The following is a 25,582-nucleotide window of genomic DNA, read 5'->3' as shown; positions in this document are numbered from 1 at the left end:
TTCGCTTCCTTGCAGGAGCGCGGGTCACGCCATCTGGTCGGCCGGGCCCGTGGCGCGCCGCCCCGCCGGGTCGGCCGGGCCCGTGCCGCGGCGCCCCGCCCACCGCAGCAGCGCGGTGAACGCCAGCGCGGCGGTCACCGCCCCGCCCACCAGGCGCACCCGGTGCCCGGCGACGAACTCGGCCGCGACCTGACGCAGGTACTCCGGGGAGTGCGTGCCGACCGGGTCGACGAACATGATCTCGTTGCGCGGCCAGAAGAAGAACACGGAGAACAGGAACTCGCAGGCGACGAAGACCACGGCCGCGCCGGCGACCCACCACCGTAGCCGCCGGTCGCGCCAGGTCAGCACCGCCGCCGCGAGACAGGCGAGCACGACTGTCGCACCGAGCGGCGGGAAGTAGTCACTCGGGCCGCCCGCCACCAGGAACTCGCGGGCCCGGTCCAGCGACGCCGGCGGGTTCCCGAAGATGTTCGGATAGAGCATCACGGTCTCGGCGGCGACGCCGCCGAACGACATCATCGCCGTCCACACCAGAACGACGAGCACCGTCCAGGTCAGCCTGTCGCGGGTCATGGGTCCTCCTGCCGATCCTCGACGCCGTCCCGACGCCGCCCGCCGGGTCGCCCCGGCGTCGTCCGCTGGGTCGTCGTGGACGCTAGGTCGGCCGCCGTCGCCCGTCTGCCGTCCGGCGGCGCGAACGCGGGGTCGCCTCGGGGCGTACGGGGGCGCGGACCGGTCGCCCGCCCGCGCGGTCGGGCGTCGCCTCCCGGCGTAGCCCACGGTCGCCGACGGACGACGGATGACGACGGCGACGAGCGGTGGTCCGGGGGCGGTGGCCGACGGGCGGACGACCGGCAGGGGGACGGTGCGGGTACGTCAGCCGGCGGCGCGGCGGGCGCGGGCCCGGCGCTTGCCCTCGTGCATGGCCTGCACCCGGGCGACCGGGATGGTGTGCCCCTCGGCGACCAGGTCCGCCGGGAGCCGCTGCGGCGCGGGCAGCCGCTCGGCCCAGGGGTCGCACCCGGCGATCAACGCCGGGGCGGTGCGGATGGTGAAGTCCGCCGGGGTCACGTCGCCCAGGTCGGCCCAGTCGACCGGGAAGGAGACCGGCACGCCCGGCCGCAGCCGGGGACTGTAGGCGGCCACCACGGTCGCCCCGCCGGCCCGGGTCGAGTCGACGAACACCTTGCCGCCCCGGTCCTCGCGGATGAAGGCGGTGGTGGCCAGCGCCGGGTCCAGCCGTTCGGCGCGGGCCGCCACCGCCCGGGTCGCGGCGGCCATGTCCTCCACCGTGGCGCCCTCCGCCACCGGCACGAAGACGTGCACGCCCTTGGCCCCGCTGGTCTTGACCGCGCCGGCGAGCCCCGCGTCAGTGAGCGCCTGCCGGACCAGCCGTGCGGCGGCGACCGCCAGCGCGAAGGAGTCCCCCTCCGGCGGATCGAGGTCCAGCACCAGGTGGGTGGGGCGGTGCAGGTCGTCGACCGTGGCCAGGGTGGGGTGGTACTCCACCGCACGCTGGTTGGCGAACCAGAGCAGGGTGCGCCGGTCGTCGCAGAGCGCGTACGAGATCTCGCGGTGCGACGCCTCCGCCCAGACCCGCGTGCGGGGCACCCAGTCCGGGGTGTACTTCGGCAGGTTCTTCTGCATGAACGGCGGCTGCCCGGGCCGCACCCGGATCACCGACAGCGGCCGGCCGCGCAGCTGCGGCAGGATCCGCTCGTGCACCGCGTCGAGGTAGTCGACCAGGTCCCGCTTGGTCGCGTCGGCACCGTCGAACAACGGCTGGTCGAGGTTGGTCAGCGACACCCCGTCCCGGGTCTCGTCAGCGCCACTCATCCGACCACCTTCGCGGCCCGGGGGCCGGCGGTCAACCGGACGCGGCGGGGCGGACCGCGGCGAACGGATCGCCGCCGGCCCGGACGACGTCGAGCAGCCGCTGCGTGTGCCCGTGGGCGGCGGCGTACAGGCCCCCGCCGTAGCTGACCCGGGCCACCCCGAGCGCGGCCAGCTCCGACACCGTCGGGGCGCCGGGGCGGGCGAGCGCGTTCACCGCCCCGGGCACGGCCGCCACCAGCTCGGACAGGACCGCCGGGTCGGCGAGCAGGATCGGGTAGACGCAGTCCGCGCCGGCGGCGAGGTAGCGGGTGGCCCGGCGGACCGCCTCCGGGAGCCGGGCGGCGGGGTCGCCGCCCCCGGCGAGGAAGACGTCGATCCGGGCGTTGAGCACCACCGGCACCCCGGCCGCGCCGGCCGCCGCCCGGACCTCGGCCAGCAGGTCGGCCTGCGCCCCGGCGTCGACCAACCGGCCGGTACGCGGGTCGGAGTCCTCCAGGTTGAGCCCGACCGCCCCGGCGTCGAGCAGGCGCTCCACCAGCTCGGCGGGGCGCAGTCCGTACCCCCGCTCCAGGTCGGCGGTGACGGGGACGGCGACGGCGCGGGCGACGCGGGCCACGGCGGCGAACATCTCCCCGGGCGGGGTGGCCTCGCCGTCGGCGTGGCCGAGCGATTCGGCGACGGCGCTGCTGCTGGTGGCCACGGCCGGAAAGCCGGCGGCGGCGACCTGGCGGGCGGAGCCGGCGTCCCAGGCGTTGGGCAGGACGAGCGGGTCACCGGGCCGGTGCAAGGTGCGCAGCGTCGCCGCCCGGTCGGCGATATCGTCGGTCATACGCCGATTCTCGACGGGCCGAGGCTCGGCTCTAGGCTCCAATCCCGTACCGCTGGACTGGCCCGCTCCCGGCGTCGACCGCATCCTGAGCCGGATCCGTCGGCCGACCGCCGGGCGGATCCGTCGGCCGACCGCCGGACGGGCCGGGTCGGGCGCTGCGCGACGCGACCCGGGACGAGCCGCCCCGCCTTGTCGCCGAGGGGCGACGGAGCGTGAGGAGGCACTGCGTGTCCCAGGGAAACAGCGATGTCACCGCCGGGCGGGAGTCCCCGGCGTGCGGGGCGGCCGACGAGCCCTCCGCCCCCGGTCAGGCCCGGGCGTGCACGGTCCGCGAGGTGCTCGACCGGGTCGGCGGCAAGTGGAGCATCGGCATCCTCGTGGCCGCGTCCCAGGGCCCGGTGCGCTTCACGGAGCTGGAGCGCCGCGTGGCGGGGATCAGCCGCCGGATGCTCACCCTGACCCTGCGCAACCTGGAACGCGACGGGCTGCTGCACCGGAGGGTCCATCCGACCGTCCCGCCGAAGGTGGAGTACACCGCCACCCCGATCGCGCTGGAGCTCTACGAGTCGCTGGTGGCCCTGACCGACTGGGCGGAGCGGCACCGCAGCGCGATCGCCGACGCCCGGGCCACGTACGACCGGGCGCACGGCCCGGCCGACCGGCCGCTCCCGCACACCCCGGAGGGGTAAACCTCGACCGCGTGTGGGGAACACCACGCCCTCGATCTGACCGATCGGTCAGGGTCTGACCGATCGGTCAGGCATGCTGGTCGGGGAGGTGGGCCGGCATGGCGCGGATGGTTCCGGAGACGCACGACGAGATCCTTTCGGCGGCGGCCCGACGCTTCGCGACGACCGGCTACCGGGGCACCTCGTTGCAGGACATCGCCCGCGAGGTGGGCTGTTCCAAGGCGGCGGTGCTCTACCACTTCGCCAACAAGGAGGCCATCCTCACCGAGCTGATGGCCCCGGCGATCGACGTCCTCCAGGCGCTCGACGAGCGGATCTCCGCGCATCGCGGCGCGGACGCCCAGCGGGTCGCCGCCGAGGGCTTCGTCGACCTCGCGGTCCGTTTCCGTCGCGAGATCGCCCTGCTCCGGGGAGAGTTCCCGGAGCTGCTCAAGCAACCCGCCTTCGCGCACATCCAGCGGATGTCGGAGCGACTGGTCGACGCGCTCGCCGGGCACCCGGCACGCCCGTCCGCCCGGATCGCGGCGCTGGTGCTGCTCGCCGGCATCTCCGAGACCTGCGGGGAGTTCGTCGAAGTACCCGACGAGGAGCTGCGCGCCGCCCTGCTGGCACTCGCCCGGCGGGCACTGGAGCCCGTCGACTGATCCGTACCCAACCATCCACGACCGAGGACAAGGAACTCATGGCCACCCTGCTCTACCGGCTCGGCCGGGGCTCGATGCGCCGGCGGCGACTCGTCGCGGCGATCTGGCTCGTCGTACTCGTCGGTCTCGGCCTCGCCGCCGCGACCCTGCGCGGCCCGATAGCCGACAACTTCACCATGCCCGGCACGGAGTCGCAGCGCGCCCTGGACCTGCTCGCCGAGCAGTTCCCGGCGGCGAGCGGCGCGACCGGCACGATCGCGGTCAAGGCGCCGGCCGACGGCGCGCTCGCCGGCCCGCAGGGGCAGGCCGTGGTGAAGGAACTCACCCAGGAGGCCGCCACCCTGCCCGGCGTCGTCGGCGCCGTCGACCCGTTCCAGGTGGGGGCGGTCTCCCCGGACGGCCGGTACGCGCTGGTCCAGGTCCAGTTCGCCACCGGCGCCGACGAGGTGACCGACGCCCAACGCGACGCGTACGAGAAGGTGGGCGAGCGGGCCGAGGCCCAGGGCTGGGAGGTCGCGCCCGGCGGCGAGGTGCTCAGCAGCGTGCCGGAGGTCGGCTCGACCGAGGCGATCGGTGTGGCGGTCGCCGCGATCGTCCTGGTGGTCACCTTCGGTTCGCTGGTGGCGGCCGGGATGACGATGCTCAACGCGCTGATCGGCGTGGGCGTCGGCATGGCGGGTCTGTTCACGATCAGCAGCGTGGTCGACCTGAGCAGCACCGCGCCGATCCTCGCCCTGATGCTCGGCCTCGCGGTCGGCATCGACTACTCGCTCTTCATCACCTCCCGCTACCGGCAGAACCTGATGGAGGGCCTGCCACCGGACGAGGCGGTGGGCCGCGCTGTCGGCACCGCCGGCTCGGCCGTGGTCTTCGCCGGCGCCACCGTGGTCATCGCGCTGGCCGGGCTGGCCGTGGTGAACATCCCGTTCCTGACGGTGATGGGCCTGGCCGCCGCCGGCACGGTCACCGTCGCGGTGCTGGTCGCGATCACGCTCCAGCCGGCCCTGCTCGGCTTCGCCGGCCGCCGGGTGCTGCCCCGCAAGCTGCGCACCACCGCGCCGGCCGGGGACCGGGCGGCCGACGCCGCCGACGCGGGCACCCCGGCGGCCGAGGACCGGTCGGGCTTCGGGTTCCGCTGGGCGCATTTCGTCACCCGGTTCCGGATTCCGGTCATCCTGGTCGGGCTGATCGGGCTGGGGCTGCTCGCGCTGCCCGCGCCCGACATGCGGCTCGCGCTGCCCGACGCGGGCACCGCGCCGGTCGGCACGCCCGCCCGTGAGTCGAACGACGTGATCACCGAGGGCTTCGGGCCGGGCTTCACCGGCCGGCTCGCGGTGGTGGTCGCCGGGGACACCCCGGAGGCGACCTCGGCCGCCATCCCGCAGGTCACCGCGCTGGTCCAGCGCACCGAGAACGTCCTCGCGGTGGCCCCGCCGCAGCTCAGCCCGGACGGCCGCACCGCGCTGCTCGGGGTGGTGCCGAAGACCGGCCCGACCGAGGAGGCCACCGAGACCCTGGTCAACGACATCCGCGCGGCCGTGGGCGAGTTCCGCGACGTCGACGTGCTGCTGACCGGGGCGACCGCGATCGGCATCGACGTCTCCGAGAAGCTCTCCGACGCCCTGCCGGTCTACCTGCTGCTGGTGGTGGGCCTCTCGGTCCTGCTGCTGATGCTGGTCTTCCGCTCGCTGCTGGTGCCGGTCAAGGCGGCGCTGGGCTTCCTGCTCACCGTCGCCGCCACCTTCGGCATCACCGTGGCGGTGTTCCAGCAGGGCCACCTCGCCGACCTGGTCGGCCTGGACACGCCCGGCCCGCTGGTCAGCTTCCTGCCGATCCTGCTGATCGGCATCCTGTTCGGCCTGGCGATGGACTACGAGGTCTTCCTGGTCTCCCGGATGCGGGAGGACTTCGTGCACGGCGACACCGCGCAGCAGGCGACCATCAACGGGATGGGGCACGGCGCCCGGGTGGTGACCGCCGCCGCGCTGATCATGATCTCGGTGTTCGGCGGCTTCGTGTTCCTCGACGACCCGGTCATCAAGTCGATGGGCTTCGCGCTCGCCATCGGCGTCGCCATCGACGCGTTCGTGGTCCGGATGACCATCGTGCCGGCCGTGATGTCGCTGCTCGGCAAGCGGGCCTGGTGGCTCCCCCGCTGGCTGGACAAGATCCTGCCCAACGTCGACATCGAGGGCGAGGGCCTGCGCGCCCACCTGGACGACAGGTCCCCCGCCCACACCTGACCCGCCCACCGCTCGATGGATCATGCAGTCGTGGTGCCCCGCACAGCCGGCGAAACCGGCTGGAACGGGCACCACGACTGCATGATCAGCGGGGTCGGAGCGGGGGCGCGGGTCAGACGCCGGCCGGGTAGGTCTCCATCTCGCCCGGGGTGGTCAGGGCCGGGAGGGGGTGCAGGGCCGTCGTCTCGTCGCACCAGACGAAGGCGTCGTAGCGCTCCCCCAGCCGGGTCGGCACGTAGTTGCCCCACGACTCGAAGGACGGGTCGTAGACCACCCCGATCGCCCGGTGGTCGGCGGTCCCGGTGACCCAGCCCGGCTGGTCGTCGCCGCCGAAGACCAGCACGGCCCGCTCGGGCATCAGCTCGTGCAGCCGGTGCTCGACGGAGCCGGGGCGGGCCGGCGGCACCACCATGGCCTCCGCCGGCGATCCCCAGCGGGGCGCGGCGATCACCGTGCCCCGGTAGCCGCCGAAGCCGACCAGGACCACCTCGTCGGCGCCGTGCCGCTCGCGGGCCAGCTGGCCGATGTTGACCATCCCGTCGCCGGCCATGTCGGTGGCCCGGGCGTCGCCGACGTGCGTGTTGTGCGCCCAGACGACGCCCCGCGCGCCCGCGCCGTAGCGCTCCAGCAGCCGGTCCAGGGTGTCCGCCATGTGCGTGTCCCGGATGTTCCACGACTCCGGCCCGCCGCGCACCATCGACCGGTAGTAGCGCTCCGCGCCGGCCACCACCTCCGCGTTCTGCCAGGCAGAGAAGCTGTCCGGGCCGTCCCCGGCGGCCTGTTCGCGGGTACGCGCCAGCAGCCGCACGACCTCCTCCTCGCAGCGGGCGGAGACGAACCGGCTCGCCATCCCGTACTCCTCGACCCGCTTGCCGTACGGCTCGAAGCAGCGGTACGCGTCCTGCGCCGCCTCCAGCGATCCCGGGTCCTCCTCGCCGAGGTAGTCGAAGATCGCCTGCATGGACTCCCAGAGGCTGTAGACGTCCAGGCCGTGGAAGCCGGCCCGGGTGTCCTGGGGCCGCTCCACGTTCCACGCCCGCAACCAGGAGCAGAAGCGGGCCACCTCGGCGTTCGCCCACATCCAGGTCGGCCAGCGCTCGAATCGCTCCAGCGCGACGCGCGGGTCCGCGGCCCCGCCCGGTGCGGCGGTCACCGAGCGGTGCACCCGGTCACAGTCGGGCCAGTCCCCCTCCACGGCCACGAAGGAGAACCCGCACTCGGCGATCAGCCGGCGGGTGAGCTGTTCGCGCAGCCGGTAGTAGTCGTGGTTGCCGTGCGTCGCCTCACCGATCATCACGATCCGGGCGTCCCGGACGCGCTCCAGCAACGGGTCGAAGTCGCTCGGCGCGCCGAGCCGCTGAACCAGCATGTCGGCGGCTACCCGGCGCGCCACCGGGGCAAACCGCCGATCGTCGATCGGCGGGCGTGTGCCGGCGGGCTGAACGGGTAGCCCGCCGGCATGACCGTCACCGGCGTGCAGTTGCAGGAGTACCTGGCCGGGCTCGACTACCCGGTCTCCCGGGAGGACCTCGTCCGCTGGGGCCAGGAGAACGGGGTCAGCACGGCGATGCTCCAGACGCTCCGGGCCCTGCCGGCGGAGGAGTTCGACTCCCCCGCCGAGCTGAGCGAGGCCCTGAACACGCTGGCCTGACCCCTCAGCGGGCGTGCAGCAGCCGGAACAGCACCAGCCACTGCTCGGGCCAGACGTGCCCGACCGGGGTGGCCGGGTCGAGCCGGGTCGCCCGCAGCGCCGCCGCCAGCCGCGCCCGCGGGTGGTGCCGGGCCAGCGAGGCCGCCAGCGAGCCGCCGACCCCGTCGAAGCCGACCTTAACCATCCGGCGGTACGCGGGCAGCGCCGACGCGGCCAGCAGCGGCTCCGGCCGCCGCTCGACGCGCAGGATGCCGGCGTCCACCCCCGGCACGGGGCGGAACGCGGTGCGGGGCACCCGCCCGGCGAGCCGCCAGCCGAACTCCGGCCAGGTCAGCACGGTCAGCCTGGTCCACCGGCCGTAGTCGCCGCTGCGCCGGCGGGCGTACTCCAACTGGGTGAGCAGGGTGGCCGCGCGCAGGCCGGGCGCGGCCAGGCACCACCGCACCACGGCCGAGGTCAGCGACCAGGGGATGTTGCCGACCACGTCGAACTCCTCCGGCGGCGGGGTGACGGTGAGGAAGTCGACCTGCCGGTGCGTCACGTTCGGCAGGGCCGCGCAGACCCGGGCCAGCTCGGCTCCGGCGGCCGGGTCCACCTCGTACGCCGTCAGGTGCCCGCAGCGGGCCGCGAGCGGCCGGGTGAGCTGGCCCCGGCCGGCGCCCACCTCCAGCAGGAGCCGGTCGGGCCCGGGGCGGGCGGCGTGCACCATCCGGGCGATGGCGGCCGGGTCGGCGAGGAAGTTCTGGGAGAGTACGCGACGGGACCGGTCGCGTTCGGTGGCTCGGGTACGGCGAGGCGCCACGGGTCGTCGTCCTGTCTGTCGCCGGGCGGCGACGGAGCGGACAGGCAGCCGCGAGCGGGGCCTGTCCGAGTGGGTTCGGGGACTCGGACGGCCCTGTGCGGGACGCGGAACGCGGGATCGGCGGCGCACGGCGTGGCGCCACGTCGGGGGCGACCACCGGGGTGGCGCCGACGGGCGGCACTCAGCCCCGGGACGGCACCCGGATGCGTGGCGGGGGCGGCGCCGCGCCCGGGAATGCCCGGGCGGGGGCGCCGCGTGTGCGGTGCGGGGTCAGTCGCGGGTCGCGCCGGCCAGGGCCGGACGCCGGACTCGCAGGCGGGCCGCCAGCAGCGACCCGAGGACGGCCGGCGTACCGACCCCCTCGATCAGAGCGTGCGCGGACATGCGGCGACCCTAGCCGCGCCCGTCCCCGGAGGCGACCGCTTTTCCGCCTCCGCGCTGCACCCTCAGCCCGGCAGGTCGACGGTGCGGCCCTCGACGCGGGCGGTCTCAGCGGCGGCGAGCACGGCGACGACCTCGCGGCCGAACCGCACGTCGCAGCGGTGGTCCCGGGTGCCCGAGCCGATCTCCTCCAGCAACTGGTCGATCGCCACCCCGAACGCGGTCGCCGAGTCGCCCTCGCCGGCCGGAACGCTCTCGACGCCGTTCTCGCCGTAGAAGACGAACTCCCGGCTCACCGCCTCCTGCGGGGCGTCCAGGGTCAGCGACACCGTGCTGGTCGCGCCGCCGTCGTGGGTGAGGAGCAGGTGGACGAGCCCACGCGGCCCGTCCATGGCGGCGACGCGGGTGACCCGGCCGAGCACCGGCAGGATGAGCGACAGCGCGTGCGGGCCGATGTCCCACAGCGCGCCGTGCTCCCGCCGCCAGGGCGAGGCCCCGTAGGGGCTGCCGGGCTGGAAGATGGAGCCGAACCGGATCGCCTTGGCGGTGTGCCACCCGCCGACGGCCGCCGTCGAGGCGAGGAAACCGGCGACGTCGGGCTGGTAGCGGCCGGTGAAGAAGACCACCGAGGCGACGCCCGCCGCCTGCGCGGCGTCGACCACCCGGTCGGCGTCGGCGACGCTCAACGCGAGCGGCTTGTCCAGCAGCAGGTGCCGGCCGGCGGTGGCCGCGCGGACCGCGATGCCGGCCTGGACGTCCGGCGGGAGGGCCACGGCGACCGCGTCGCAGGCGTCGATGAGCGCGTCGGCGTCGTCGAAGGCCGGCACCCCGTAGCGCTCGGCCAGGGCGGCGGCCTTGCGCGGGTCCCGGCCCCACACGCCGGCGAAAGCGACCCCCGGGTGGGCGTGCAGCGCCGCAGCGTGCGTCTCCGCCGCCCAGTGACCGGTGCCGAACAACCCGAACCGCACCACGAGCACCTCCACCGTCGTCGTCACACCACGGTACCCGCGGCCACGAGCCGCGCCGGGCCCTGTGCCGGATGTCGCCGGTGCGCCCGTCCTTCCGGGATCGGCCGTCATGGTCGCGGCTTAGTCCGACCGCCCGCCTTCCCCGCCCGATGCTGCCCGGCCGGCACGTGCCCCGCTCACCCTCACCCGCTGGTCGTCGCGGACGATCCGGCGGTGACCGGGTGCTCAGGCCCGCAGGGTGGCGGTCAACCGCTCCGCGGCGGCCTGGGCTCCGTCGGTGCTGATGGTGGCGGCGAACGCGCGGGCGCGGGCGACCGTCTCGGGCCGCAACGCGGCGCCGAGGGCCGCGGTCAGCGACTCGACGGTCGGCACCGCGCCGGGGTGTGCGCCGCCGATGCCGAGCGCGGACACGCGTCGCGCGAAGTAGTGCTGGTCGTAGACCTGCGGGATGACGACCTGCGGGGTCCCGGCCCGCGCGGCCGTGGTCGTGGTGCCCGAGCCGCCGTGGTGGACCACCGCGGCCACCTCCCTGAACAGCGCCTGCTGGTTCACCTCGCCGACGACCAGGCAGTCGGGCGCCCGGCCGGCCATCGAGAGGGGTGCCCAGCCCCGGGAGACGACCAGGCGGCAGCCGACCGCGCGCACCGCCTGGATGGCCGTCTCCAGCACGCCCGGGGGTGCGGCGACACTGCCGAATCCGACGTAGACGCAGGGCTCGTCGCTGGCGTTCAGGAAGGTCGTCAGCTCGGCCGGCAGGGCCCGCTCGTCCGGCAGCAGCCAGGCGCCCGGTTGGTAGACGGCCGGGTCGGCGGTGTCCGGCCAGGGTGCCAGCGTCCGGTCGGCCGCCAGCCACGGCTGGTCGGTGTGGATGTGGTCGCTGACGTCGTCGACCGGGACCAGGCCCATCGTCGCCCGGAGCGCGTTGAGCGGCGCGCCGAAGGTGTCGTTGACGTGCCGCTGGTTGGCGGCCCACAACTCGCGGTTGTCGGCCGACGCGGGCGCGGGCACCTCCCCGAGGGCCGGCAGCGGTAGCGGAGGGTGGTGCGGTGAGGGAAGGGCCGCCGGGCAGAACGCCGTGAAGACGTACGGAATGCCCCGCTTCTCCGCCACGGTGCGGGCGGCGATCTGGAGGCCGGTCGACGCCACGATGGCGTCACAGTCCCGGGCCGCCTTCGACAGCACCTCGAACTGGATGCCGACCGAGGACTCGGCCAGCTGACGCACCTGCGCCGGCGAGGGGCGGGGCACGGCGGCCCGCGGCCTGGGCGCCGCCGACCTGCGCCAGTGCGGGCCGACGGGCACGAAGGGAATCTTGAAGGTGGCCACCCACCGGGCGAAGTCCGGTGGGGCGCAGAGGCGCACCTGCAGACCGAGAGCCTTCAACCGCGATGCCAGCGCCACCAGTGGTTGGACGTCGCCGCGCGACCCGAGGGTCGACAACAGTACGCGCATGATGCTCGCCTTTCCGTCTGTAGCGGCGGATCCGGGCGCGGTGGAGCGAGCCGGGACCCCGCACGTCGGGTCCGGCCGCACCGTCGATCTGCTAGCCCGTCGGAGGGCGGCCCGGCGCCATTGCCGTGGGTCGCGTCCTGGTGGTCACCTGGCCGGGCACCCGGCGCGCGGCGCCGGTCACGGGCTGGCGGGCCCGTAGCGTCAACACGTCGCCGAGTCCCTCGACCGCGCGCAGCTCGGCCACGTACTCGGCGGCCTGTGCCTGGCGCAGGTAGTCCAGCGTCTGCGCGTCGGCGGCGCACATCCCCGGCGTCGCGTCGGCGGTGGCGACCAGGTGGACCTCGCCGGCCAGCTGCACCGAGGCGGAGATGAACTGGCAGAGCTCCGGCCACAGCAGGTACCGCCAGAAGTCGACGCTGACCACCGCGTCCAGACTGCCCGCCGGCATGGGCGGGGCGACGCCGAGCAGGTGGAAGTTGGTCGGGCCGATGGGTGCGGAGTAGTCGAAGGTGAGCGCCGTGGCGGGCAGCCTCGCCTCGGCGCGGCCGGTGCCGATCCAGAGCGCCCTGGGTCCCCGCAACTTGCCGGCGAGGCGCGCGGCGGCGGGCCCGATGGCGCAGGCCGACCGCTCGACGCACTCCTCGACGAGCGACCGGTAGTACAGGATCCGCCGGACCGCCTCGTATCCCATGACCGCGGTGAGGAACTCCCACTCCAGGCAGGGGTACAACCTGGCGGCCTGCTGGAAGTTGGCCTTCATCTCCATCCAGTTGCGGGTGATGTTCTTGTGGTGCGGCAGGTGGACGACCCGGGCCTCGTCGTCGTAGCCGAAGTTGACGCCGTCCGGCAGGCTCTGGTCCACGCGGTAGAACAGCTCGACGTCCTCCACGCCGTAGCTGAGACCGAACGCCTCGCGGTAGCCGCCGACCTTCGCGAAGAGCGAGGTGGCGAGCGAGATGTTGTGCGTGTAGGCGATCACCCAGCCGGCCCTCAGCCAGTCGCCGCCGTCGTCCGGGAGTCCCGTCGCGAACCGCAGGTCGCCACCGTGCGGGAAGCTACGCGCGATCGTGTCCGACTCCCCGGACAGCACGGCGGGGAGGTCCGCGAGACCGATCTCGTCCCGCCGGCCGATCAGCACCGCCGCGTTGCCTGGCGTGCTGTGCCACGTCAGGTGCCTCTCCAGCAGGTCGGGCACGGCCCACGAGTCGGCGTCGAGGAACACGAGCAGGGGTGCGGTGGCGTGCCGCGCCCCTTCGTTGCGGGCGACGGAGCGGCCCTTGCGCCGGGGGAGTTCCACCACCCGCAGGCGGAGACCGGCGCCTTCGGCGAGAGCCTCGGCGTACCTGTCGGACGAACCACCGTCCCGGACCACGATCACTTCGAAGCGTTCCGGCGGCAGCGTCTGCCGGGTCAGCGCCCGGAGGGTCAGCGCGAGGCACTGCGGATCCTGGTACGTCGGCATCACCACGCTCAGCGCCGGGGGGATGGTGGGCAAGGACATGGGGATCCTCTCCGTCAGACGAACGTGCCGTCGGAGGTGGCGACGATGACGAGAGAATAACGTTGCGCGACGTTCTGCTTACCGGTGAGTAGGGGTCGATAGGGGTACCCCACCGTCCTCTGACGACATTCGTCGCCGCCTCGGCCGGACTCGCTCCCACGCCCGCCGGTCCGACGCCGTCGGACCCCCGGGAGCCGGGCCGGGCGGGCGGCGGCCCCCTGAGGAGGGGCGGCGGGTGACGGGGTGTACTACGCCGGTTAGTAGGCTGTGCCGGTGACCGAACCACGCCCCGGACGGCCCCGATGACCAGCGCAGCGTCGGCGGGTTCGCCGGTGGACGGGCTCCTCGCGACCGCCTCGATCGTGCTGTCGCTCCTCGTCGCCGCCTGGGCGCTGGTGGCGACGCTGCGGCACCGCGCGCCGGACCGGGCGCAGTTCGCCGGCCTGGCCGTGCTGGAGGTGGCGCTGCTCGTGCTGGCGGCGGTGGCGCTGGTCGCACTCGGCGGCGGCGAGCGGCCGGACGAGCCGGGCGCCTTCTTCGGCTACCTCGCGACGGTGGTCTGCCTGCCGCCGCTGGCCTGGGTGCTGGCCCGGATGGAGCCGACGCGCTGGGGCTCGGCGATCGTCTGCGCGGTCTGCCTGGTCACCCCGGTGGTCGTCGTACGGCTCCAGCAGACCTGGGAGGTGCTGGGTGGCTGACGTACGCGCCCCGGGGGTGAAGCGGACCAACGCCGGCCCGGGGCGGCTGCTGATCGCGGTCTACCTGCTCTTCGCGATCGCCGCGACGAGCCGCGCCGGCCTCCAGATCGTCACGAAGTTCGACGAGGCGCCCGTGGCGTACCTGCTCTCGGCCCTCGCCGCGGCCATCTACATCGTCGCGGCGGTGGGGCTGGCCCGCGCCGGCGCCGCCGGCCGCCGCGTGGCGCTCGCGTGCTGCGCCGTGGAGCTGGTCGGGGTGCTCGGCGTCGGGGCCCTCAGCCTCGCCGACCCGGAACTCTTCCCCGACGAGACGGTCTGGTCGCAGTTCGGCAGCGGGTACGGCTACATCCCGCTGGTCCTGCCGGTGCTCGGCCTGCTCTGGCTCTGGCGCACCCGCCCCACCACCCCCTGACCCACCCACCCGCCCCCGCCCGAAGACGAGCGCGATCATGCAGTTGTGGTGCCCGACGTGACCGGATTCGCCGGTCTTGCGGGGCACCACAACTGCATGATCGACGTTCCGGGAGGGGGGAGGGAGGCGGGGGAGGGAGGGCGGGGGGAGGCGGGGGGTGGGAGGGAGGGGGTCAGGACTTGGGGCCGCCGGCCACGTAGATGACCTGGCCGGAGACGAACGAGGCGCCCTCGCTGGCCAGGAACGAGATGGTGTGCGCGACGTCCTCGGGGCGGCCGACCCGGCGTACCGCGATCTCCGACTCGGCGTGCTTCTGGAGCGCCTCGAAGTCGACCTTCATCCGGGCGGCCGTGGCGGCGGTCATGTCGGTGACGATGAAGCCGGGCGCGACCGCGTTGACGGTCACCCCGAACGGGCCCAGCTCGATGGCGAGGGTCTTGGTGAGGCCCTGGAGGCCGGCCTTCGCCGCGGCGTAGTTCGCCTGGCCCCGGTTGCCCAGCGCCGAGGTGCTGGACAGGTTCACGATCCGGCCCCACTTCGCCTCGACCATGTGCTTCTGGGCGGCCTGGCTGAACAGGAACGCGCCGCGCAGGTGCACCCCCATGACCGTGTCCCAGTCGGCGTCGGTCATCTTGAACAGCAGGTTGTCGCGGAGCACGCCGGCGTTGTTGACCAGCACCGTCGGGGCGCCCAGCTCGGCGGCGACCCGCGCCACGGCCGCCTCGACCTGGGCCCGGTCGGACACGTCCGCGCCGACGCCGAGCGCCCGGCCGCCGGCCGCCGCGACGGCGTCCACGGTCTCCTTCGTCGCCGACTCCTCGATGTCGACCACGGCGACCGCGAGGCCGTCGGCCGCCAGCCGCCGGGCGGTGGCCGCCCCGATCCCCCGCGCCGCGCCCGTGACGATGGCGACCCGCTGCTCCTCCGACATGCCTACCTCCCGGTAACTTACGCTCGATCGAAGGAGCTTAACCCAGCCGTACGCCGACGCCGGCCCCGCGCGGGACGCCGCTCACGAGCATCGCCCGGCTACTCTCGCCGCCGTGGAGGCAGTGGAGATCGAAGCACCCGTCGTCGGTGTCACCGTCTACCCGGACCGCGCCCGGGTCACCCGCCGGGGCAGCACCCGGTTGGCCGCCGGTGAGCACCGCGTACGCGTCGCACCGTTGCCGCTGGGCCTGCGGCGGGACTCGCTGCGGGTCGGCGGCCGGGGCGCGGCCACCGTGCTCGGCGTGGACGTCACGACGTGGCGGCAGGCGCGCAGCACCGACGGGCAGGTTCGCGAGCTGGAGCAGCGGAGCCGGGAGCTGGCCGACGAACTGGTCGAGGTCGACGACGCGGGCGAGGTCGAGACGCAGCGGGGGCAGTTCCTCACCCGGCTGGCCGACCGGGCCGGCGGCACGTACGCCCGCGCGCTGGCCTCCGGTGACGCCGCCCCGACCGACGTGGCCGCCTTCGCCGACTCGGTGGCCGGTCAGCTCGCCGACTCGCAGCGCCGCCGTCGCGCGTTGGACCGGCGGCGTGCCGACCTCACCGAGGAGCTGGCGGCCGTCGAGCGGCAACTGGACGCCACGCGCGGCAAGCGGGAACCGGACCAGCTGGTCGCCGAGGTGACCGTGTCGGTGGACGCCGACGACGACGAGCTGGACCTGGAGCTGAGCTACCTGGTCGACGGGGCCCGCTGGCAGCCCTCCTACGACCTGCGGCTGGTCGACGACACCATGACCGTCACCTGGTTCGGGCTGGTCAGCCAGGGCACCGGCGAGGACTGGCCGGAGTGCGTGCTCGAACTCTCGACGGCTCGGCCGGCGACGGCGACCCGCGTACCCGAACTGTCGCCCTGGTACCTCGACCGGGTCCGGCCGGTGCCGCCGCCGATGCCGATGGCGCCGGCGAGCTTCGGCGCGATGCCGGCGCCCGCGGCCCCCGGCGCGGCGCCCGCCGGCGCGGTGGCCCGCTCCGCCGCGCCGCGCCCCGAGGTGCGGGAGAGCGTCGCCACCGTCGAGCAGGGCGTCACCGCGGCCACCTACCGGCCGGCGCGCCCGGTCGCGGTGCCGGCCGACGGCAGCGCCCACCGGGCCACCATCGCCGTGCTGGAACTGCCGGCCCGGTTGGACCACGTGACCGTGCCGGTCCGCGCGGCCGAGGCGCACCTGCGGGCGACGGTCCGCAACACCTCGTCGCACACGCTGCTCCCCGGCCCGGCGGCGGTCTTCCACGGCGCCGACTTCGTCGCTGCCACCCGGCTGCCGGTGTGGGCGCCCGGTGAGGAGACCGAGCTGGCGCTCGGCGTGGACGACCGGGTGCGGGTGGAACGGAAGCTGGGCCGGCGCGCCGACACCCGGGCCACGCTCGGCTCGACCCGGCGGCGGGACGTGGAGTACCGGATCAGCGTGGCCAACCACACGCCCCGGCCGGCGAGCGTGGAGGTGCGCGACCAGCTGCCGGTCTCCCGCGACGAGGCGGTGGTCGTGCGGGAGTCCACCCTCGTCCCGCCCCCGGCCGAGCGCACCGAGCTGGGCGAGCTGACCTGGCGGCTGCGGCTCGGGCCGGGGGAGAGCGGCGAGATCACCCTGGGCTTCCGGGTGGAGCTGGCCAAGGGGGTCGAACTGGCCGGCTGGCGGGAGTGACCGGTCAGAGGCCACGACCACGGCAGAGGCGGATCCACCGGTAGCCGTAGCCGGCGACCTTCAGGCCGTCCAGCTTGCCGACCTCGCCGTAGTTGCGGTCGGCGAGGACGTCGATGGGCAGGTCCGCCTCCGGCTCCAGCGAGCTGAGGTCCACCTCGGCGTCGGTGGTGCCGAGGTTGTGCACGAAGACCATCGTGCCGGTCCGCCCGTCGGCCCGGTGCGCCAGCACTCCCGGCGGCATCGCCACGTCGATGTGGGTGGTCGAGCCCGAGCCCACCTCGGGGGCCTCGCGCAGCGTACGGATCATCCGCTCGAACCAGGCGAGCAGCGACTTCTGGTCGCTGCGCTGGGCGGTCACGTTGACCTTCTCGTACGAGTAGTCGCCCTTGTCGATCACCGGGCGGACGAGCTTCTCCGGGTCGGCGGTGGAGAAGCCGGCGTTCGGCTGGTACGACCACTGCATCGGGGTGCGGATCGCCTCCCGGCCGGGCAGCGACAGGTCCTCCCCCATGCCGATCTCCTCGCCGTAGCGCAGCACCGGCGTGCCGCGCAGCGAGAACTGCAACGCGTACGCCAGCTCGAGGCGGCGGCGGTCGTTGCCGAGCATCGGGGCGAGCCGGCGGCGGATGCCCCGGTCGTAGATGCGCATGTTCTCGTCGGGGCCGAACTCCGCGTACACCTGGTTGCGCTGCTCGGCGGTGAGCCGGGAGAGGTCGATCTCGTCGTGGTTGCGCAGGAAGGTGGCCCACTGCCCGCCCTCGGGCAGCGCCGGGGTGTCCCGCAGCGCCTCGATGATCGGCTCCGGGTCCTGCCGCGCCAGGGCCAGCATCAGCCGCCCGTTGAGCATGAAGTCGAAGAGCATGTGCAGGCGGTTGCCCGAGCCGCCGCTGTCGGCGAAGAAGGTCGGCAGCTGGTCGGGCTCGACGTTGGCCTCGGCGAGCAGGACGGCGTCGCCCCGGCGCCACTGCACGTGCTGGCGCAGCTCGGTGAGGAACTCGAAGTCCTTCGGCGAGTTCGGGTTGCCCGGCTCGGTCAGCTCGATGATGAACGGCACCGCGTCCATGCGGAAGCCGGAGACGCCGAGCTGGAGCCAGAACGAGACGATCTTCTTGATCTCCTCGCGGACCGCCGGGTTCGTGAAGTTCAGGTCCGGCTGGAACTTGTAGAACCGGTGGTAGTACCAGGCCTTGGCGGTGCGGTCGTAGCTCCACGTCTCGTGCTGCTCGCCGGGGAAGACCATGCCCTGGTGCCGGTCGACCGGCTCGTGGTCGGACCAGACGTACCAGTCCCGGTACGGCGAGTCCGGCGAGGAACGGGCGGACTGGAACCACGGGTGCTCGTTCGAGGTGTGGTTCACGACCAGGTCGATGATCACCCGGATGCCGCGGTTCTGCGCCTGGTGCAGCAGCTCCGCGAAGTCGCCGAGGGTGCCGAAGCGCGGGTCGATGTTGTAGAAGTCGGTCGCGTCGTAGCCGTCGTCCCGGTTGGGTGACGGGTGGATGGGGTGCAGCCAGAGGCAGGTCACGCCCAGCCGGGCGAGGTAGTCCAGCCGGCCGATGAGCCCCCGGATGTCACCGACCCCGTCGCCGTCGGAGTCCGCGTACGTGTCGATGTCGAGGCAGTAGACGACCGCCTCCGAGTACCACCTGTCAGCCATGCCTGGCTAATGTCTCCGATCCCGGCGCCCGGCAAACGCGGACGGCCCGCACGCGCTCCCCGCCCGTGTCGGTGCCGCCCGTCAGGTGGTGACGGCGATGCCGCTCACCTGCCCGCCACCGCTCATGGTCAGCCACGAAGCGTAGGCGCCCTGCGTGGCGAGGAGTTCCCGCCGCCGACTTCTCGCGATCTTCCCGGCATCGGGACAACGCCGTGGATATAGCCGAGCCTCCCCGTCGATCCACGGCCGTCGCCTCCGGGCGTCCACCGGCGGTACCGTCGCCGGCATGGGTGACGCGCAGCGGCCGGTCGACTGGGCCGAGGGTGAGTGGTGCAACGAGCCGGTGCGGGTCGAGAACGGGCCGGCGGGCGAGCTGCTGGTGCAGCCGGCCGAGGGCAGCGACCTGTGGCGGCACACGTCCTACGGCTTCGTCCACGACGACGCCCCGGCGCTGCTCGCGCCGCTGCCCGTCGGCGAGGCCGTGGAGGTGGCCTTCGTCCTCGACTACGGCGAGCAGTTCGACCAGGCCGGCGTGCTGGTGCGGGTGGACGAGCGGAACTGGGTCAAGGCCGGGGTGGAGGTCAGCGACGGCCAGCCGCAGGTCGGTGCCGTGGTGACCCGGGAGGTCTCCGACTGGTCGGTAGCCCCCGTGCCGATGTGGGCGGGGCGGGAGGTGATCGTCCGGGTCAGCCGCGACCGGGACGCGCTCACCGTACGGGCCCGGTCCGACGACGAGCCGTGGCGGCTGGTCCGGCTCGCCCCGCTGGCCCCGGAGGCGGTGGCGGCGGCGGGGCCGTACTGCTGCTCCCCCACCCGGGCGGGCCTGCGGGTCCGGTTCACCGGCTGGCGGCGGGGGCCCGCCGACGCGGCGCTGCACCCGGAGGGCTGAACCGGGTGGCCCGACTCACGGGCAGGTGTGGCGGCCGGGGCACGGGGTAGAGAAGTGTGATCTGGACCTGGCCGAAAGGATCGCGATGGCACTCGCCGAGAACGTCGACCCGACCGAACTCGGCGGCCTGACCGGATGGGTGGCGGGGGTGATCGACGCCGCCGGTGCCGTCGGGGTGGCCCTGCTGGTCGCCCTGGAGAGCATCATCCCGCCGATCCCGAGCGAGATCGTCCTGGCGATGGCCGGCTACCTGGCCAGCGAGGGACGGTTCAACGTGGTCCTGGTGGGGCTCGCCGCCACCGCCGGTTCCCTGGGCGGGGCGCTCGTCCTCTACTGGCTGGGCGCGGCTGCCGGCGAGGACCGGCTCAAGCGCTGGCTCGACCGGCTGCCCCTGGTCGACCTCGACGACCTGGAGAAGGCCGACCGCTGGTTCGAGCGGCACGGCCGGTGGGCGGTGCTCTTCGGCCGGATGATGCCGGTGGTACGCAGCCTGATCTCCATCCCCGCCGGGGCCAACCGGATGCCGCTGCCGGAGTTCATCGCGTTCACCACGCTGGGCAGCGGCATCTGGAACGCGCTCTTCGTCGGCCTGGGATACGCGCTCGGCTCCCGCTGGCAGCAGATCGAGCAGTACAGCAAGTGGTTCGACTACGGCATCATCGCCGTCTTCGTCGTGATGATCGCCTGGTGGGTGATCAAAAAGACCCGCCGCCGCCGCGCCCACGCCGACGCCACCCCCTGACTCCCCCTCCCCCTCCTCTTCCCCCTCCCTCCCACCCACCCACCCACCCCACCCCACCCACCGCGTCGATCATGCAGTTGTGGTGCCGGGTTCGGCCGCGTATGCGGCTTCTGCGGGCCACCACAACTGCATGATCGACGCTGGTTTCGTGGGTCAGGGGAGGGTGTCGAGGTGGGGGGCCACCGTGCGGGCGAAGGTGTTGCCGTTGCTCACGTCCCAGTTGACCGACCAGGTCATCGCGCCGCGGATGCCCGGGTAGGTGCGCGGCGGGCGGAAGCTGCCGCAGTTGGTGCCGCGGGCCAGGCAGTCCAGCGCCGCGTTCACCACGCTGGGCGCGACGATGCCGCCGCCGGCCGCGCCGGGACCGGCCGGCAGGCCGAGGCCGACCTGGTCCGGGCGGAGCCCGGCCTCCAGCTGGATGCAGGCCAGCGCGACGATGAAGTTCACCGTCCCCTGCGCGTACGCGGCGTTGCGGTCGCAGCCGAGCATCGCCCCCGAGTTGTAGAACTGGGTGTTCACGACGGTGAGGATGTCCTTGATGTCGAGCGCCAGCTTGAAGTAGCTGGTCTCCGGGGACTGCATGTCGATCGTCTGCGGGGCCATCGCGATGATCAGCCCGGAGCCCACCTTGGCCCGCAGCGAGCGCAGCGCCTGGGCCATGTAGGTCGGGTTGAGCCCGTTCTCCAGGTCGATGTCGACGCCGTCGAAGCCGTACCGCTGGATCAACGCGTGGACGCTGGCGCTGAACGCCGCGGCGGAGGCGGCGTCGTTGACCGCGACCCGGCCCGTCTCGCCGCCCACCGAGATGATCACCTTCTTGCCCCGGGACTGGAGGGTGCGCACGTCGGCGGAGAAGTCGGCGTCGGTGTAGCCGCCGAGCGCGGTCGACAGGCCGGGGTCGATGGCGAAGGTGACCTGGCCGGGAGTGGCGGTGGCCTCGGCGAAGGCGACCGCGACGACGTCGTACTCGGCCGGCACGTCACGCAGCCGCAGCTCGACCGCCGGGTTGTCGAAGTTGTGCCAGTACCCGGTGAGGATGTGCTTCGGCAGGCCGGTGTTCGGCGGCGGGCTCGTCGGGGGCGGCGTGGTCGGGGGCGGCGTGGTGGGGGGTGCGGTCGTCGGGGGTGCGGTGGTGGGCGGCGCGGTGGTGGGGTTGGTGCCGCCGCCGCACGCCGTACCGTTGAGCTGGCAGTTGGTGGGCGCACCCGGCCCGGAGCCGAGGAAGCCGAACGAGACGGAGGCGCCCGGGGCGAGGCGACCGTTCCAGGACCGGTTGGTGAAGGTGTGCCGCTGGCCCGACGAGGTCAGCAGCGCGTCCCAGTAGCTGCCGAGGGTGGTGCCGGCCGGCAGGTCGAAGGCGACGGTCCAGCCGTCGACCGTGGACCCGCCGCCGTTCGTGATCGTGTACTTCCCCTCCCAGCCCGAGCCCCAGTCGGACGTCTTGACGAAGCCGGCGGTCACCCCGGCGGCGAACGCGGGCATCGCCACCCACACCGCGCCGAGCGCCGCTACCACGGCTGTGACCAGCGAGAACACCAGAGATCTGGATCGTTTCACGACACCCTCCACACCCGGACGCCATCCATCGGCATCGACATTGACGCCCATTATTAGGAGTGTTAACTGTTTCTGTCCAGAGCAGGGCGGCGGGAGCCCCCGGCGACGGCCGGGGGCTCCACGGGACTCAGGGCCCGAAGGGCTCAGGGCTCAGCGGCGGAAGGTGAACCAGTTGACGTTGACGAAGTCGGCGGGCTGCCCGCTGCTGAAGGTCAGGTAGACCGTCCGGCGGCCGGTCGGGCCGGCGACGTTGCCGGGGACCGAGCGCCAGTTCTGCCAGCCGCCGGTGTTCCCGATCGCGAAGCTGCCGATCGGCGGGCTGGTCGGGCTGTCCAGCCGCACCTCCACCAGCCCACTGGCCCCACCCGCCGCGCCGGAGGCGACGCGGGCGACGAAGTCGCGTGGCGGCGTGGCGCCGAACTCGACGTTGTCGAACCGCACCCAGTCGCCGTTGCGCAGCGCGCCGATGTTCTGCCCGCCCTCGGCGCACGCCTCGACGAGCACGCCGTTCTGCGCGTTGAACGACTCCGCCTGGATCGTCGCGTACGCGTCCCGCACCCCGCCGGGCGGCGGCGTCGTCGGCGGCGGGGTCGTGGGCGGAGGCGTGCTGCCGCCGCCCCGGCTGTACACCGCCACGTAGTCGACCAGCATGGGCCGACCGGGGGCGGTGGCGGCGGTCGGCGTGGCGCCACCGGCCACCCCGTTCGGGAAGGCCCCGCCCATCGCCACGTTCAGCAGCAGGAAGTAGCCGGCGTGGCTGGTCATCTGCGACCAGTACGGCTCGCCGACCCGGGACTGGCTGACGGAGTGGTAGAGCTGGCCGTCGACGTACCAGCGCAGCTGCTGCGGGCTGGCCGAGGCGTCCCACTCGAACCGGTAGGTGTGGAAGGCCGACTGGCAGGTGCTGCCGGGGCAGGCCCGGGACGCGCCGATGCCGTTGAACTCGTCGCACGGCCCGCCCGGGGCCACGCCGCAGTGCAGCACGCCCCAGACCGAGTTGAGGCCGTTGACGTTCTCCATCACGTCGAACTCGCCGATGCCCGGCCAGTTCTGGTAGTTGCCCCGGTACGGCGAGCCGAGCGCCCAGAACGCCGGCCAGTAGCCGGACGCCTGGGCCCCGGTGACGTTGGGCATCTGGATGCGGCCCTCGATGGCCAGCACGCCGCCGGACGGGGGCTTGAAGTTGCTGCGTACGGTCTCGATCCGGGCCGAGGTCCAGCGGCCCGAGGCGTCGCGCAGCGGGGTGATCCGCAGGTTGCCGCCCCCGTCGTGACTGACGTTGGCGGTGCTGTTGGTGTACGTCTGGATCTCCCCGGTGCCCCAGTTCGGCGGGCCGCCGGGATAGCTGGTGCCGGTGTCGATGATCCAGTTGCCGGCGGACGGCAGCGTGCCGGCCGCGCCGGTGAAGTCGTCGCTCCACACCAGACTCCAGCCGGGCGCGGGCGCCGGGACGGCGGCGTTCGCGGTCACGGTCGTGCCGACCAGTGCGGTCGCGGCGGCGGTGAGGAGGGTCAACGCCAGGGTCAGCCGGCGTCGCGGGGGCGGGGCGGCAGGTGCCGCCGGGGCAGGTGTCATTGACGTACCTCTCTGCGGGAGACGGTCGAGAGAGCGCTCTCTCACGAGTTGTACGTGCCACTTCCGCAGATGTCAACGCCCATCGATGCCAGCCGGCTCGGGCCGCGGGCGGCGCAGCACCGCCTGCTCCCCCGCCGACCAGGCGGTGGTGGTGACCAGGTAGATCACCGCGGCGAGCGGCAGCACCAGCGCCACCAGCACCGTCGTGTACGGCAGCAGCGGCAGCAGCCGGCCGAGCACCGCCGCGCCGGGCCCCTCGGTCGGCGTACCGGCCACCGTTCCGGTCGCCGCCGCCGCGCGCCGCATCCGCCGCGACGTCCACCAGGCGAGCGCGAGCAGGGCCGCCAGCAGGGCGCCGAACAGCGGCAGCGCGCCGCCGACCACCCCGTCGCCGAGGTGGTGCCCCAGCGGCACACCGGCCAGGCGCTCGGTCAGCAGCCCCGTGCCGCCCTCGGCGGTGGTGAAGAGCCGGTACATCACCAGCAGGAACGGGGCCTGGAGCAGCAGCGGCAGGCAGCCGGACACCGGGCTGGCGCCGTTGGCCCGGTAGAGCGCGAACAGTTCGCCCTGCAACCGGGCGGGGTCGTCCGCGTACCGCCGCTGAAGCTCGCGGACCTCGGGGGCGAGCGCCGCGCGGCGCCGCTCCCCGCGGACCTGCGCGAGGGTCAGCGGCGAGATCACCAACCGGACGACGACGGTGAGGACGACGACGGCGGCGGCCGTGGCCGCGTCGCCGGCCAGCGGTTCGAGCAGGGTGGTGAACCAGGCGAGCGCGCGGCCGGCGGCGCCGACGGCGTCGTGCAGAGGTGCGAAGGCGAGCATGGGTGACCCCTCGGTCCGATTCCGGGTGCCGGTCCGGCGGGAAGGCGGTCGCCGGGCGGGCGGATGGCGGCGGAATCGGCCGCGCGGCGGTGCTACGCGGCCGAGGGGTGCGGCCCGGGCGCCCGGGGACGGGGACGCCCGGCGGCGTCCGGGTCGACCTGCCGGGGCACCCGGCGGTGGCGGGCCCGCGCGCGCAGGGCGGCGGCGCGGCCGGCCCGGGGCGCGTTGACGACGCCGGCCGCGTGTGCCGCGAGCGCGACGGCGAGCAGCGCCACCGCCGCGAGCGCGGCCCCGGCGAGCAGCCCGGCCGGGCGGTCGGCGAGCAGGGTCAGGTGGACGAGGGCGTACGCCCACGTCCCCAGCACGATCCCCACCGGCCCCGGCACGCCGACCAGCCTAGGACCCGTTGTCACGCCATCCGGCCCGTTCACGCGACAAGCCCGCCACATCCGCGCTGACCTGCGCTTATACGACAGGTCCGGGGTGGACGGAGGCGCGGCGGAAGTGGTACGACTTGGTGCGTCGACAGCCAACGTCGGTATGTCGTCCTCTTCGGCCGCCGGTGTGCCTCCGCGTCGTCGGGGATGCCGCGCCGACCCGGGCGATGGGAGCGGGCCCTCCCGGTACACCGTCGGCACCGGGCGCCCGCCCCGGCCGACGGCCGGCTCGACGAGTGGCGGGCCACCGTAAGGAGCCGCCGTGCCCCACAACCGAATCCGCTCCAGGCACCAGCCCTTCGAGATCGCCATCATGGCGACCGCCCCGGTGTGCGGGGTCCTCCTGATCGTCCTCGACGTCCGGCCGCAGTCGGTGGAGATGGCGATGCCGGGGCCCATCCAGGCGGGGTGGGAGTCGGGCCTCATCGTGGCCGGCGTCGCCGGGCTGCTGGGCGTGCTCTGGCCGGGCCGGCTCTCCACCGGCCTCGGGATCGAACTCGCGTCGGTGCTCATGCTGGGCACGATCACCGGCATGTACGCCGTCGCCCTGGCGGTGGTCACCGGCCCGCAGGGGGTCGCGGCGATGTCGTTCGTCGTCGCGGTGGCCGGCGGCTCCGGGTGGCGTGCCGTCCAGATCGCGCTCGACCTGCGCCGGCTCACCCGGGCGGGCCAGGCCGCCCAACTCGCCGGGGTGGCCGTCGGTGGCACCCTCTCCGCCAGGGGTGGGACGTGACCACTTCGGCACCGTCCGCCCCGCACTGGGTGCAGGTCCTGCTCTCCGTCCTCGGCGTGCTCGGGGGCACCGGCGGTCTCGCCGTCATCGCCACCGTCATCGTGCAGCGGGGCAAGTTCAAGGCGGACGCCGCCGACACCCTCACCGACGCCGCCCTCACGCTGGTGCAGCCGCTGCGCACCCGGGTCGCCGAGCTGGAGGAGGCCGCGCTGCTCACCCGGGCGCAGCTCGACTCGGCCCGCGAGCAGGAACGGCAGCTGCGGGCGACGGTCTGGGACCTGCGCCGGACCCTGGAGCGGTGGCGGGAGGCCATCCTGGCCCCCGACGCCACGCTGCGCCGCATCCGCGCCCTGGTGCGCGACGGCGAGGAGCGCGGGCTGCGGTGACCTGCGGGTCACGCGCGGTGTGCTCTCCCGTGCCGGCACACGACG

At 74.2% G+C, this 25,582-nt stretch carries 25 protein-coding genes; 11 read left to right on the top strand and 14 right to left on the bottom strand.

What is annotated here, in order from left to right; translation table 11 throughout:
• Window positions 1-24: 24 nt before the first annotated feature.
• From ACFHW0_RS06525 to ACFHW0_RS06515, 3 genes are all read right to left on the bottom strand, one after another.
• A complete protein-coding gene (locus ACFHW0_RS06525; RefSeq protein ID WP_416606095.1) occupies window positions 25-576 on the bottom strand; it encodes an anthrone oxygenase family protein in 552 nt (183 codons plus the stop codon).
• Window positions 577-879: 303 nt separating this feature from the next.
• Window positions 880-1,839: a non-homologous end-joining DNA ligase gene (gene ligD, locus ACFHW0_RS06520; RefSeq protein WP_416606094.1), complete on the bottom strand. Its 960-nt coding sequence runs from the start codon at window positions 1,837-1,839 to the stop codon at window positions 880-882.
• Between the two features lie 31 nt (window positions 1,840-1,870).
• Window positions 1,871-2,668 (bottom strand): isocitrate lyase/PEP mutase family protein, encoded by a 798-nt coding sequence (locus tag ACFHW0_RS06515; protein WP_416606092.1) that lies wholly within the window; start codon window positions 2,666-2,668, stop codon window positions 1,871-1,873.
• 227 nt (window positions 2,669-2,895) lie between these two features.
• Between ACFHW0_RS06515 and ACFHW0_RS06510 the strand changes: the two genes are divergently transcribed.
• From ACFHW0_RS06510 to ACFHW0_RS06500, 3 genes are all read left to right on the top strand, one after another.
• Window positions 2,896-3,357, top strand: a complete 462-nt coding sequence (locus ACFHW0_RS06510) for a winged helix-turn-helix transcriptional regulator (RefSeq protein WP_416606091.1) — start codon at window positions 2,896-2,898, stop codon at window positions 3,355-3,357.
• Between the two features lie 98 nt (window positions 3,358-3,455).
• The gene (locus ACFHW0_RS06505) at window positions 3,456-4,001 is read left to right on the top strand and encodes a TetR/AcrR family transcriptional regulator (RefSeq protein WP_416606090.1); all 546 of its coding nucleotides are present in this window, start codon (window positions 3,456-3,458) and stop codon (window positions 3,999-4,001) included.
• 38 nt (window positions 4,002-4,039) lie between these two features.
• On the top strand, window positions 4,040-6,244 hold the full coding sequence (locus ACFHW0_RS06500; RefSeq protein WP_416606089.1) for an MMPL family transporter: 2,205 nt from the start codon (window positions 4,040-4,042) through the stop codon (window positions 6,242-6,244).
• A 112-nt stretch (window positions 6,245-6,356) separates the two neighbouring features.
• Here ACFHW0_RS06500 and ACFHW0_RS06495 read toward each other — a convergent pair whose 3' ends face one another.
• Window positions 6,357-7,613 (bottom strand): erythromycin esterase family protein, encoded by a 1,257-nt coding sequence (locus ACFHW0_RS06495; protein ID WP_416606169.1) that lies wholly within the window; start codon window positions 7,611-7,613, stop codon window positions 6,357-6,359.
• Window positions 7,614-7,703: 90 nt separating this feature from the next.
• On the opposite strand from ACFHW0_RS06495, the gene ACFHW0_RS06490 reads away from it, so the two are divergent.
• Entirely contained in the window at window positions 7,704-7,895 is a 192-nt protein-coding gene (locus tag ACFHW0_RS06490; RefSeq protein WP_132231166.1) for a DUF2795 domain-containing protein, read from the top strand.
• A 4-nt stretch (window positions 7,896-7,899) separates the two neighbouring features.
• Here ACFHW0_RS06490 and erm read toward each other — a convergent pair whose 3' ends face one another.
• The 4 genes from erm to ACFHW0_RS06470 all read right to left on the bottom strand — a co-directional run bounded on the left by erm (window position 7,900) and on the right by ACFHW0_RS06470 (window position 12,999).
• On the bottom strand, window positions 7,900-8,697 hold the full coding sequence (gene erm / locus ACFHW0_RS06485; protein ID WP_416606088.1) for an ErmE/ErmH/ErmO/ErmR family 23S rRNA (adenine(2058)-N(6))-methyltransferase: 798 nt from the start codon (window positions 8,695-8,697) through the stop codon (window positions 7,900-7,902).
• 446 nt (window positions 8,698-9,143) lie between these two features.
• Window positions 9,144-10,049, bottom strand: a complete 906-nt coding sequence (locus ACFHW0_RS06480) for a Gfo/Idh/MocA family protein (protein WP_416606168.1) — start codon at window positions 10,047-10,049, stop codon at window positions 9,144-9,146.
• 222 nt (window positions 10,050-10,271) lie between these two features.
• On the bottom strand, window positions 10,272-11,498 hold the full coding sequence (locus tag ACFHW0_RS06475) for a glycosyltransferase (RefSeq protein ID WP_416606087.1): 1,227 nt from the start codon (window positions 11,496-11,498) through the stop codon (window positions 10,272-10,274).
• A gap of 91 nt (window positions 11,499-11,589) precedes the next feature.
• A complete protein-coding gene (locus tag ACFHW0_RS06470) occupies window positions 11,590-12,999 on the bottom strand; it encodes a glycosyltransferase family 2 protein (RefSeq protein WP_416606085.1) in 1,410 nt (469 codons plus the stop codon).
• A 302-nt stretch (window positions 13,000-13,301) separates the two neighbouring features.
• Between ACFHW0_RS06470 and ACFHW0_RS06465 the strand changes: the two genes are divergently transcribed.
• Together ACFHW0_RS06465 and ACFHW0_RS06460 are read left to right on the top strand one after the other, a co-directional pair.
• Complete coding sequence (locus ACFHW0_RS06465; protein ID WP_416606083.1) at window positions 13,302-13,697, top strand: hypothetical protein; 396 nt, start codon at window positions 13,302-13,304, stop codon at window positions 13,695-13,697.
• Complete coding sequence (locus tag ACFHW0_RS06460) at window positions 13,690-14,109, top strand: hypothetical protein (protein WP_416606082.1); 420 nt, start codon at window positions 13,690-13,692, stop codon at window positions 14,107-14,109. Before ACFHW0_RS06465 ends, ACFHW0_RS06460 begins: the two co-directional genes overlap by 8 nt.
• A gap of 172 nt (window positions 14,110-14,281) precedes the next feature.
• Here ACFHW0_RS06460 and fabG read toward each other — a convergent pair whose 3' ends face one another.
• The gene (gene fabG / locus ACFHW0_RS06455) at window positions 14,282-15,040 is read right to left on the bottom strand and encodes a 3-oxoacyl-ACP reductase FabG (RefSeq protein ID WP_416606080.1); all 759 of its coding nucleotides are present in this window, start codon (window positions 15,038-15,040) and stop codon (window positions 14,282-14,284) included.
• 112 nt (window positions 15,041-15,152) lie between these two features.
• On the opposite strand from fabG, the gene ACFHW0_RS06450 reads away from it, so the two are divergent.
• Window positions 15,153-16,739, top strand: a complete 1,587-nt coding sequence (locus tag ACFHW0_RS06450) for a DUF4139 domain-containing protein (protein WP_416606079.1) — start codon at window positions 15,153-15,155, stop codon at window positions 16,737-16,739.
• 4 nt (window positions 16,740-16,743) lie between these two features.
• Here ACFHW0_RS06450 and ACFHW0_RS06445 read toward each other — a convergent pair whose 3' ends face one another.
• Window positions 16,744-18,396 carry an alpha-amylase family protein gene (locus ACFHW0_RS06445; protein ID WP_416606078.1) on the bottom strand — a complete coding sequence of 551 codons (1,653 nt, stop codon included), beginning with the start codon at window positions 18,394-18,396 and terminating at the stop codon, window positions 16,744-16,746.
• Window positions 18,397-18,682: 286 nt separating this feature from the next.
• Between ACFHW0_RS06445 and ACFHW0_RS06440 the strand changes: the two genes are divergently transcribed.
• Together ACFHW0_RS06440 and ACFHW0_RS06435 are read left to right on the top strand one after the other, a co-directional pair.
• The gene (locus tag ACFHW0_RS06440; RefSeq protein WP_416606076.1) at window positions 18,683-19,285 is read left to right on the top strand and encodes a DUF1349 domain-containing protein; all 603 of its coding nucleotides are present in this window, start codon (window positions 18,683-18,685) and stop codon (window positions 19,283-19,285) included.
• A gap of 85 nt (window positions 19,286-19,370) precedes the next feature.
• Window positions 19,371-20,027 (top strand): DedA family protein, encoded by a 657-nt coding sequence (locus ACFHW0_RS06435; RefSeq protein WP_121399637.1) that lies wholly within the window; start codon window positions 19,371-19,373, stop codon window positions 20,025-20,027.
• Between the two features lie 153 nt (window positions 20,028-20,180).
• On the opposite strand, the gene ACFHW0_RS06430 is transcribed toward ACFHW0_RS06435, so the two are convergent.
• The 4 genes from ACFHW0_RS06430 to ACFHW0_RS06415 all read right to left on the bottom strand — a co-directional run bounded on the left by ACFHW0_RS06430 (window position 20,181) and on the right by ACFHW0_RS06415 (window position 24,367).
• Window positions 20,181-21,584 carry a chitinase gene (locus ACFHW0_RS06430; RefSeq protein ID WP_416606075.1) on the bottom strand — a complete coding sequence of 468 codons (1,404 nt, stop codon included), beginning with the start codon at window positions 21,582-21,584 and terminating at the stop codon, window positions 20,181-20,183.
• 150 nt (window positions 21,585-21,734) lie between these two features.
• Window positions 21,735-23,159, bottom strand: coding sequence for a carbohydrate-binding protein (locus ACFHW0_RS06425; protein ID WP_416606074.1), 1,425 nt, complete (start codon window positions 23,157-23,159; stop codon window positions 21,735-21,737).
• A gap of 72 nt (window positions 23,160-23,231) precedes the next feature.
• Window positions 23,232-23,981, bottom strand: a complete 750-nt coding sequence (locus tag ACFHW0_RS06420) for a YidC/Oxa1 family membrane protein insertase (protein WP_416606072.1) — start codon at window positions 23,979-23,981, stop codon at window positions 23,232-23,234.
• A 92-nt stretch (window positions 23,982-24,073) separates the two neighbouring features.
• Window positions 24,074-24,367, bottom strand: coding sequence for a DUF6412 domain-containing protein (locus ACFHW0_RS06415; protein ID WP_416606070.1), 294 nt, complete (start codon window positions 24,365-24,367; stop codon window positions 24,074-24,076).
• Window positions 24,368-24,680: 313 nt separating this feature from the next.
• Here ACFHW0_RS06415 and ACFHW0_RS06410 point away from each other — a divergent pair, with 313 nt between their 5' ends.
• On the top strand, window positions 24,681-25,151 hold the full coding sequence (locus ACFHW0_RS06410; protein ID WP_416606069.1) for a hypothetical protein: 471 nt from the start codon (window positions 24,681-24,683) through the stop codon (window positions 25,149-25,151).
• A gap of 38 nt (window positions 25,152-25,189) precedes the next feature.
• Entirely contained in the window at window positions 25,190-25,537 is a 348-nt protein-coding gene (locus ACFHW0_RS06405; RefSeq protein ID WP_416606167.1) for a hypothetical protein, read from the top strand.
• Window positions 25,538-25,582 lie beyond the last annotated feature (45 nt).

The sequence above is a fragment of the Micromonospora sp. LOL_025 genome, assembly GCF_048060285.1.
In the GTDB taxonomy this organism is placed as follows: domain Bacteria; phylum Actinomycetota; class Actinomycetes; order Mycobacteriales; family Micromonosporaceae; genus Micromonospora.
The sequence above is the reverse complement of the archived record's forward strand: the minus strand, read 5'-3'. Positions and strand labels throughout refer to the sequence as shown.